The sequence below is a fragment of the Kitasatospora sp. NPDC085895 genome, from assembly GCF_040702125.1.
In the GTDB taxonomy this organism is placed as follows: Bacteria; Actinomycetota; Actinomycetes; order Streptomycetales; family Streptomycetaceae; genus Kitasatospora; species Kitasatospora arboriphila.
In genome coordinates, this window is sequence record NZ_JBFBJY010000013.1 from 144,585 (window position 1) to 153,869 (window position 9,285).

General features: G+C 73.4%; 6 protein-coding genes. 1 reads left to right on the forward strand and 5 read right to left on the reverse strand.

Annotated elements, in window-relative coordinates; all coding sequences use genetic code 11:
- Positions 1 to 16: 16 nt before the first annotated feature.
- The 4 genes from AB0442_RS11585 to AB0442_RS11600 form a co-directional block, all read right to left on the reverse strand.
- Entirely contained in the window at positions 17 to 829 is an 813-nt protein-coding gene (locus AB0442_RS11585) for an alpha/beta hydrolase (RefSeq protein WP_366162293.1), read from the reverse strand.
- A gap of 149 nt (positions 830 to 978) precedes the next feature.
- Complete coding sequence (locus AB0442_RS11590; protein WP_366162294.1) at positions 979 to 4,212, reverse strand: ATP-binding protein; 3,234 nt, start codon at positions 4,210 to 4,212, stop codon at positions 979 to 981.
- A gap of 327 nt (positions 4,213 to 4,539) precedes the next feature.
- Positions 4,540 to 4,911, reverse strand: coding sequence for a hypothetical protein (locus tag AB0442_RS11595; protein ID WP_366162295.1), 372 nt, complete (start codon positions 4,909 to 4,911; stop codon positions 4,540 to 4,542).
- 12 nt (positions 4,912 to 4,923) lie between these two features.
- Entirely contained in the window at positions 4,924 to 5,778 is an 855-nt protein-coding gene (locus tag AB0442_RS11600; protein ID WP_366162296.1) for a leishmanolysin-related zinc metalloendopeptidase, read from the reverse strand.
- Between the two features lie 622 nt (positions 5,779 to 6,400).
- Here AB0442_RS11600 and AB0442_RS11605 point away from each other — a divergent pair.
- The gene (locus tag AB0442_RS11605; RefSeq protein ID WP_366162297.1) at positions 6,401 to 7,126 is read left to right on the forward strand and encodes an SDR family NAD(P)-dependent oxidoreductase; all 726 of its coding nucleotides are present in this window, start codon (positions 6,401 to 6,403) and stop codon (positions 7,124 to 7,126) included.
- 72 nt (positions 7,127 to 7,198) lie between these two features.
- Here AB0442_RS11605 and AB0442_RS11610 read toward each other — a convergent pair whose 3' ends face one another.
- Positions 7,199 to 9,154 carry a S41 family peptidase gene (locus AB0442_RS11610; RefSeq protein ID WP_366162299.1) on the reverse strand — a complete coding sequence of 652 codons (1,956 nt, stop codon included), beginning with the start codon at positions 9,152 to 9,154 and terminating at the stop codon, positions 7,199 to 7,201.
- Between the last annotated feature and the right edge of the window lie 131 nt (positions 9,155 to 9,285).

Here is a 9,285-nt window from a genome sequence, read left to right on the forward strand (position 1 = left end):
CCCTGGTGGTGGACCCCTACGGTGCGATCTCGAAGGCGGGTGGCCGGAGACCGGCGAGGCATCCGGTGCCCGGGGCGGTCGGGGTGTCGAAGAAGGACGTGGTGATCGACTGGGCGCAGGGCGAGTCGGCGAAGACCACGTGGGCGACGTAGGGGACGGTGACCTCGGTGGCGCGGCCGAGCGTGCGGGCGGCGTCCGGCCCGCTGCTCGGTGCGGTCTGGGAGTCGAAGCCGCCCGACAGGACGAGGGTCGGGATGTCGCTGCGCGTCACCGCCCGGACGGAACGCGGGGCCGCGGGGACGTCCCAGGCGCGGCAGACGTCGTGCTCGAAGGGCAGCTGCGGGGCCTGGGCCAGGACCGTGTCCGGCCATCCGGGGAAGGCCCGGCGGCCCGCCCGCAGCAGGTCGGACTCCGAGTGGCCCGGAACCCATTCGCTGCAGGCCACCGACTGCGTCAGGCCGTGGGCGACCTCACCGACGACGGGCGTCGCGCCGGCGGCCTGGGCGCGGGCGAACCGCTCCGGGTTCCCGTGGGCGAGTTCGTCCAGCGCCGCCGGCACGTCGACCGCCTTGACGGCGTTGGCGACCAGCAGGTTCACCAGCGCGCCGCCGTCGAGGACGACCCTCACCGGGTCACCCGCCGCCGGCGGCCGCGCCGTCAGCCTCAGCGGGTGCGCCTCCAGCCGCCGGACCTGCTCCGTCAGCGTGCGCGACAGGTCCGGGTAGCGGTTCGCGCAGAGCGGCTGGGCCGCGCACGCCGCGAAGATCGCGCCGATCCCCTCCCGTGCGCCGTCCCAGGTCCACGGCAGGCTCACGATCTGCGGGGGCACGACCGAGTGACGTCCCGTCCGCCCCTGCGGGGAACGCCGCGTGGATGTGCCCGCCACGGATTTCGGGCGGGCACCGACAGCCTGTGGTGACGGGGACGGGTCCACCACCCACGGGCTCCACCTGGAGCAGACCCGTGCGCGGGGAGGTCCTACGGTTCCTCGACGGCCGAGGGCGTCCGGGTGCGTTCCGCCATCGCCGTCCAGAACCGGCCGAGCTCACGGTCGGTCATGCCCTGCCAGCCCGCCCTCCTCCGCCGGGCGGTGCGCCGCCTCAGCAGGGCCTGCTGCTGCCGGCAGAACGGCTCGCGCAGCTCGCCGTCCGGCTGCGCCCCCTTCGCCGGGTACGGGCACAGCTCGAACTGGCAGCTGCGCAGGCAGCTCGTCCCGGGTTCGGCCGTCCCGGCCATGCCGACCGTGCGCTCGGGACGGAGCGCCGTGCGGTCCTTCGTCAGGCAGGGCGGGAGGGTGGTGCGGTTGGTGCGCTCCAGCCGGCTGTCGACCAGCCGGCCGTCGCGTTCGGTGAGGTTGAGCAGCAGCAGGATGTCGGCGAGGAGCTGCTGGGCGCGCGGATGCAGGGTGCTCCACCCGACCGACGGCGGGATCCAGAGGTTGTGCTTGCGGTAGACCGTGGGGTCGGCCGGCTGCGAGCCGATGTTGGCCATCGTCCCCTTCTCGTCGATCCAGATGAACCGCTCGGGACGCCGGGTCTCCAGGGCGAGCGCCGCGAGGTCCCCGGCCTCGGCGACGAAGGGGTGCAGCCGGTTCCCGCCCCGTACCGTCAGCTCGTCCGCGGGCCGGTCGCCGGGGGCCTGCTCGCTGCCCGTCATGGCGAGCCAGCGTTCCACGGCCTGCAACGGGTCGGAGCCGGACCGCTGGCCGTTCTCGCCGCCCTCCAGCACCTCGTCGGTGCTGTCCGGCAGCTCCCACAGGCACAGCGCGTGGATGAGGGTGACCTGGGAGTACCAGTAGCGGGCGTGCGTCAGCATGTGCTCCGCCTGCTCGATCAGGTACTCGCGGGCCTCGTCGGAGGTGGCGGGATGCCGACTGCGGCGGTTGGCCGCGCCCTTGAAGCCCTGGGCGAGGGCGATCTCCAGGGAGATGGGCAGGTCGGCGCGGCCCGTCGCGGGGTTGGGCGCGAGGTGCTGCAGCCACAGGCCCATGCGCTCCCGGGCCTGCTCGCACCGGTCGCTGCTCACCGAGCCCACGATCATCGGGACCAGCCACGCCCGGGTGACGAACTCGCGCCAGATCTGCTCCCCGGTCCGCGGTCCCCGCTCGGTGCCGTCCTCGGGGTCGGGAGGGCCGATCCTCCGCTCGCGCTCCGCGCTCTCCCGGTGCTTCTGGATCTCCATGGCCGTCTTGTACTGCTCCCAGGGGTCGTAGACCTCGACCTCGCTGCCCTTCCTCCGCTTCGGCCACGGGAAGAGCCTGCGCAGCGCGTCGAAGGCGTTGTCGCCGCCCGCGCCGATCTCCTGGGCGATGGCCAGCCGGACGGGATAGCCGGGCTCGACCCAGGTGACCCTCATCAGGTCGCCGTAGGCCGGCTTGGACCACTTCTCGGGGTCCTCCCGGTTCGAGCGGTCGAGCCGCCTCGCCACCTCGCCGAAGGCGTGCACCAACCGCAGTTTCGCCTCGTCGAGGGTTCTCGGATCGCCCTCGACGATCTCCGGCCACCGCTGCAGGATCGTCCTGGCGAGGAGGGCGTGGGCCGAGTCGTCGGCCTGGCAGGTGTCGATCTCCGGTGCCGCGGCGAACAGGTCGAGGGCCTTGTCGTCCCGGCGTTCGCGGGCCGCTTCGAGCAGCAGGTCGACCGTGGCGCGCTGCAGGGTCTCGCCCTTGCGGCGGGAGCGCAGGACCAGGGCGATGAGGAGCTCGCGGCCGGGTTCCTCGAGCGCCCTGTCGAGGAGTCCGGCGTCGTCCCGCTGCACGACGTCGAGGAAGGAGGACCCCAGGTAGGACTGCAGGATGCTGTGCGGGAACCGCACCTTGAAGTTCTGGGCCTCCACCAGCCCGAGTTGTTCACCGCGTGCCGCGTAGCGCGACAGGGCGGTGCGCCAGCAGGCGTCCTCGTCGTTCCCGGGCAGGCCCTCGACGCTCCGGCGCAGCGCCCGGAGGACCGCCCGGTAGGGGACCTCCGCCTCCTTCGGGTGGTCGCCGCCGTGGCCGGTCCAGCCGATGAGTTCGTCGAACCTGACCTCCAGCCGGTCGTTGAGCAGTCCGATGCAGGCCAGCGCCGACATCACGGCCACCGTCCGCCTGCGCTGCTCGGAGGAGATGTCGAAGCGGGCCCGGAGGTGGCCCTGGACGAGTGCCCTCATCCAGGAGTCCAGGAGGCTGAGCCGGATGCAGGTCCGGTCGCCGCCGCGGGTGTTGACGTGGTCCCACTCCTTGCTGTTCTCGAAGTGCTCCATGAGCTGGTGCTCCCGGAGCTGGCGGGCGATCTGGAGGTAGAGCGGGGACTCGGCGACCGCGGCCGTCTCGACGATCCAGTCCAGCCTGCGGTTGTCGACACCGGGTTTCCGGTGCGCGAGGTAGCCGAGTGCGGCCTCCTCGCTGAGCGGTTCGAGGTCGATGACGGCGGCCTGGGTGCCTTCGAGGGCGGGGTGCGGGCGCGAGGCGATCACCAGGGGGAGCTTCTGCTTCTGGGCGCGGCCGATCGCGCGGCGGATCAGGCTGTCCCGGTTCGCCTGTTCCTCGTCCTCGCAGAACGCCTCCTCCAGCCCGTCCGCGATGACCACGGCCTTGTCGTCCATGCAGAGCTGCCGCCACACCCGTTCGGCCTGGGCCCGGGAGATGACCCCCGGGTCCACCTCGTCGCAGAACCGCCGCTTGGCCAGTTCACCGAAGTTCAGGTCGGCGCCGTCGAGGTCGATGCGCCGCAGGTGGATGGGGACGGGCACGGCGCCGTTCTCCGCCAGCACCTGGGTCAGCTGCACCAGCACGGCCGTCTTCCCGCTGCCGACGCCGCCCACCAGCACGTACGGCCGGCGCCGGCGCCGGTCCCGCAGCGCCTGGGCGATGACCGAGCACAGCTCCTGCCGGCCGACGACCTCGTCGACGATCGTGCCGGCCGTGGGCACCAGCTGCTGCGGGTTCTTCCGGGCGGTCCGGCCGATCGGCCGGATGGTCTTCCAGCGGCGTACGCCGAGGAAGACGGCGGTGCTCAGGGAGAGCACCAGGAAGGGCGTGGTGAAGCTGATGACCACGCTGCAGGACTGGCTGGTCCGGCGGCAGGTGTTCTCGACGAGACCGGGACTTCCGCCGACGATCACGTTCAGGGCCAGGGCCAGCCACCCCAGGAGCAGTAACGTGCCGATCCACGACAGGGCCTTCACGTAGTTCCCGGGCGTCCACCTCCCGCGCCACTTCTGGGGAATGGCCACCCGCTGCCGGGTCTCCTTGCGGACGCGCCGCATCCGCCACCGTCTGAACACCCGGAACCGCAGCCAGGGCAGGACGCGCCTGCCCCGCACGAAGCGCGGCTCGCTCGGCGCTCGGAACCTCCCCGCCGGATGCCGGATGACCTGGTTCATCGGGGTCTTCCCTCAAGGGCGTCCACGACCGGCCGTCAGGACGGCCCGCCGTCGTCGGCGCACGGCTGCGACCGGACCCCGGCGACGGATGTGTTCACGGCGAAGTCACCCATGATCGTCCTCCAGGACGGTGGGCTGCGGCGGGTGCGGTCCTGACCGCCCGACAGGTCCGCCGCGTCAGGCGTCGTCCTCCTCGCCCGGCCCCGGGCCGGGCGGCGGGGGCTGGGGCGGGTGCGGCAGGACCCGGAGGTGGGTGCGGTGGACGGCGACGTACAGGCCGCTGGGGGTGACGACGCCGCAGTACCGGTCCGCCTCGACGAGGAGCGCCACGGCCGTTCCGGCCGGCAGGATGCCGTCCGGCGGCCCCTCGGGCCGGTGGTGGTCGTACCAGTAGGGCCCGTCCGCGTCGAGCGTGTGGGTGAAGCGGTTGGGCGGGGGGCGCACCACGTTGTCCCGGGGGACCACGGACTGGCTGCCGAGGACGGAGACCTCGGGACGCCGGACGGTGTAGGGCTGCTCCCGCGGGCGCGGTCGGTCGTTGTCCGCCATGGCGGTGTCGCCTCAGGCGGTCTGCAGGCTGTCGGCGGGCAGCGTGTCGGGGATGGTGGGCAGCATCACGCCGACGTCGATCGGCGCGACGTGGGCGCGCAGCTCGCCGCGCTCGGCGAGTTCGAGGTGGTTGGGCAGGACGTAGGGGTCGGCGGCGTCGAGGTCGACCTCGTACCCGAGGTCCCGGAGGCTGGCCGCGGTCATCCGGCTGAGGGGGTTGCCGGCGTGGCCGACGAAGCCGGTCATGAGCTCGTCCGCGAAGACGGTCTCGCGCCAGTGGCCGTCCCGGGTGCCGGGACCACCGGTGTTCTCGACCGGGACGCGCCGGGGCTCGGGGTCGCCCACGAGGACGGCGTACTCCGACGAGGCGTTGAGACCGGTGAAGGTCGGGTTGGGCCCTCCGCTGCCGCGCAGCAGACCCTTGAGCTTCCAGACCGTGCCGATGCCGATGACGTGGCCCATCTCGTGGGTGATCACGTCGACGAGGGTGCCGTTGGCCTCCATCGAGGCCAGGTCGTCCTGGTCGAAGGACATCAGGCCGGTGGCGGGCAGGAACTCCGAGGGCCCGGGGCCGGGCCGCAGTTGGGTGGGTCCCGCCTGGCCGAGGATGTGGCCAGGGCCGTCGATGGTCCGGCCCTGGGCGCGGATCACGAGGTCGTCGACGATCCGGTCGCCGACGGAGACGTCCGGCAGGTCACCGACGATGACGCGGACCCAGCGGTCGGCGGCGGCCTTGAACGCGTTCTTCTGCGACTCGGTCAGCCCGCCGAGGAACTCGACTTCGATCGTGTAGGGGGAGGTGGTACCGGTGAGGCGCTTGGCGGCCGCGAGGTCCGCGCGCGCGATGTGGCTTTCGAAGGCGTTCATGGGATTCCCGCCCTTTCGTGGGAGGGCTCGTGCGGGACGTCCGGTGGATCGGGGCCGGCGGACGGCCGGTGACCGGATGCGGCCCCACGGCAGGGCAGGCGTCCGGTCGGGTGGGCAGCCGGTGCCCGGCGTCGAACGGCGGTCGGGGACGGCCGCGGGGCGCCGCCCGCCGGGGTCCGGCTCGTGTTCCGGCCCCGTCCCCTTCGATCGTCCCGCGCACCGGCCGGTGCGGCATCTCGGCCCCGGGCCCGTTCGGACGGTCCGCGGCACCGGCACGTTCGGTGCTGGGGGCTTGTGTTGGCTCGTGCGGTGACGGAGCGGATCCGGTCCGCGGCAGGGGTGGTGACGGTCGGTCACGGACCTGCCCGGCCCCGGCCGCCCCGGTCCCCCGGCACCGTGCCCGACGGGACGCGGCCCGCGCCTCGGGGGCGGCCGCGGTCACGCAGCGGAGTGCCCCGCCGACGGGTGCCGGTGACAACGGGTCATGGCGGGAGTGCGGTCACCGCCCGGAGACACCGGATGGTCGACTTCGATCGCTCGCCGCCCACCGGGGAACACGCGCGCAGAATGGAGACGGACCGAGCAGGAGACGACAGCGGAGCGAGTACGGGGAGGTGACCCGGTGAGCCGCATCCTGGTGACCGGTTCCACGGACGGCCTGGGCCGGGCCACCGCGGAGACGCTGCTGTCCGCCGGCCACCGGGTCGTGCTGCACGCCCGGAACCCCGAGCGGGCGACCGCCCTGCGGCCCCTGCTCGACCGGGGAGCGGACGCCGTCACCGGCGACTTCACGGACCGTGACGCCGTCCGGCGGATCGCCGCCGAGCTGAACGACGCCGACCCGCTCGACGCGGTCGTCCACAACGCCGGGGTGTGGCGCGGCCCCGCCGTCATGCCGGTCAACGTCGTCGCCCCGTACCTGCTCACGGCCCTGCTGCCGACACCGCGCCGACTGGTCTACCTGAGCAGCGGCTCGCACTTCGGCGGCCACCCGACGACGGAGGGGGTCGACTGGCGCGGCCGGAGTGCCGGCTCCTACGCCGACAGCAAGCTGTTCGTCACCACCCTCGCGGCCGCGGTGGCCCGGCTGCGCCCCGGCGTGCCGAGCAACGCCGTCGACCCCGGATGGGTGCCGACCAGGATGGGCGGCCCCGGAGCACCGGACGACCTCGAACTCGGGCACCGGACCCAGGAGTGGCTCGCCGCAGGCGACGAACCCGGGGCCCTGACCACCGGCGGCTACTGGTACCACGGCGAACTCAGGCCACCCCACCCCGCCGTCCACGACGAGGCCTTCCAGGACCGCCTGCTCGCCGCACTGGCCGAGGAGACCGGCACCGCGCTGTGAGCGGGGCACGCGCGCCCGGACCCCGGCGGGTGGTGGATCCGCCGGGGTCCGGGGAGGCCGGGGCCGGGGCCGTCAGTGGAGCTGCTCGGTGCGGCTGGCGACGAGTTCGCCGTCCACGTAGCCCTCGACGCGGGCGGAGTTCGCGGCGGCCGCGTCCGGCACGGTGACGTCCGCGTGCCCGTCGAGCAGGTCGAGGGAGGCCTTGGGACGCTGGTCGATGTAGACGTCCAGGCGGTCGATGTTGGTGGTCTTGACCTTGAGGCGCAGGGCGCCGCCGGTCGTGGCGGTGTCGGTGATGGCCACGGCGTGCGGGGTCATCGCCCTGAGGAGCTGTCCGGCGCGCTCCATCAGGTCGGCGTTGCCCTCCAGGAGGTCGCGCCGGGTCATCCGGTGGAGTTCGTCGGGGGTGACGCCGAGGTCCTCCACCGGGGTGCCGGACTGGGCGCCGACGCGCAGGGTGCGGCGGATGGCGACGCGCATGCTCGCCTCCGCGGGCAGCGGCCGGTACGGCGTCGCGGGGTCGTCGGCGAGGAGGGCGGAGAGCAGGTCGTGCGTCCACACGTTGGCCCCGCCGGCGCCGGTGTTGCGGTCGACGCCGAGGACGGTGCCGATCCGGTGGTCCTGGAAGCCCGCGGTGAAGATGTCGGTCGCCGAGTAGCAGCGGGCGTTGGTGACCAGGACGACGGGCCCGGAGTAGCGCTGCCCGACGGCGTTGGCGCCGTCCTCGGGGGTGATCGGGAACGCCCGGGAGAAGGCGGCGCCGATCTCGACGGCCTGTTCCATGGACGGCACCCAGGCGCCGAGGTCGATGTCCGGGTCGTTCTGGTGGCGGCGGCAGATCCGCAGGTTGAGCGGGGTGTTGATGAACTGGGTGGGCTCCGGGGTGATCCGGCGCGGGGTGAGCGTCTGCAGGGTGAACTCGGCGGCGAAGATGTGGCCGCCGCCGTTGTCCCGGACGTCCAGCACCAGGCCGCGGTCCGGCAGGAGGCCGACCAGACGGACGAACTCCTCCACGAAGGCGACCGGGTCGTCCACGGCGAAGGTGAAGATCCGCAGGTGGCCGAAGGTGCCGGAGGCGGTGGTGACCTCGCGCGCCTTGAAGACCTTGGGCATGGTGGTGGCGATCTCGCCGGCCTCCAGGCCGGGTGCGGGCTCGCCGGCCTCGACCGCCCGCTGCTGGGCGACCACCCTGGGCGCGAAGAGCAGCACCTTGGCGCGGCCGACCTCGTCCGTCTCCAGGTCGATGCCCTGGGAGGCGCCGGCGGTGCCCAGCGTGCCGGTGCCGACGAGCGGCGGCAGGTTGTCGACGACCTGCCAGTCCTCGCGGAGCTCGCGCGCGGTGCCGTCGGCGTCGAGGTAGCTGACGGTCACCCACTCCTCGAACGGGGGCAGGTGGATGCGCAGCGGACGCAGGGTCAGCGACTGGACGCCGCGGGTGCGGCGGGCCTCGGCGTTGCTGCCGGCGAACCGGGCGGCGTGCAGGTCGACGGCGGTGGAGATCGGGATGCCGCTCCAGTGGGTGATCTCGGTGCCGGGCCCGAACCCGGGCGGGGCGAAGCCCTGGGCGACCCGGGTGACGAGGAAGCGCTCGGCGGCCGTGCCGTCGCCCTGCTCGGTGAAGTCCTCGACGAGGAACGGCAGGAACGCGATCTTGCCGTTGAAGGGGGCGGGCAGCAGGTAGTTGGTGTGCAGGTCGCGGACGGAGTGGAAGATCTCCGAGACCTCGGCGTGGAAGGTCCACTCGGGCGGCATGTCGGCGTCGGTCTGCCGTTCCAGGCGCCGGGCGAGCAGCCGCAGCCGCTGCACCGGGTTCACGGCGTACATGGCGGCCTTCAGCGGCAGGTGCACGTAGTTCTGTTCGAGCAGGACGAGCGCCTGGTCCACGATGACGCGGCGCTCGTCGAGGGTGAGGGTGCCGGCGGTCTGCAGGAACGACGCCAGCGTGGTGGCGGCGGCCAGGTGGTCGCGGACGGGTGCCGCGGCCTCGGCGATGTAGTCGGGGACGGGTCGGTCCGTGCGGGTGTTCATGGGGTCTCCGGGGGTGGCGGGAGGGAGGTCGGGCCCGCCGGTCCCGCGGCGCGGGGGGCCCCCCCCGGGGCCCGCGGGCGTTCGGAGCCATGCACCAAAAGCAGGACGCCGAGGTAGACCAGTACACAAAA

What these genes read in the sequence shown, in the direction of transcription:
- AB0442_RS11595 (WP_366162295.1), bottom strand. Translation starts at nt 4,911, where the DNA reads ATGGCGGACAACGACCGACCGCGCCCGCGGGAGCAGCCCTACACCGTC.
- AB0442_RS11600 (WP_366162296.1), bottom strand. Translation starts at nt 5,778, where the DNA reads ATGAACGCCTTCGAAAGCCACATCGCGCGCGCGGACCTCGCGGCCGCC.
- AB0442_RS11610 (WP_366162299.1), bottom strand. Translation starts at nt 9,154, where the DNA reads ATGAACACCCGCACGGACCGACCCGTCCCCGACTACATCGCCGAGGCC.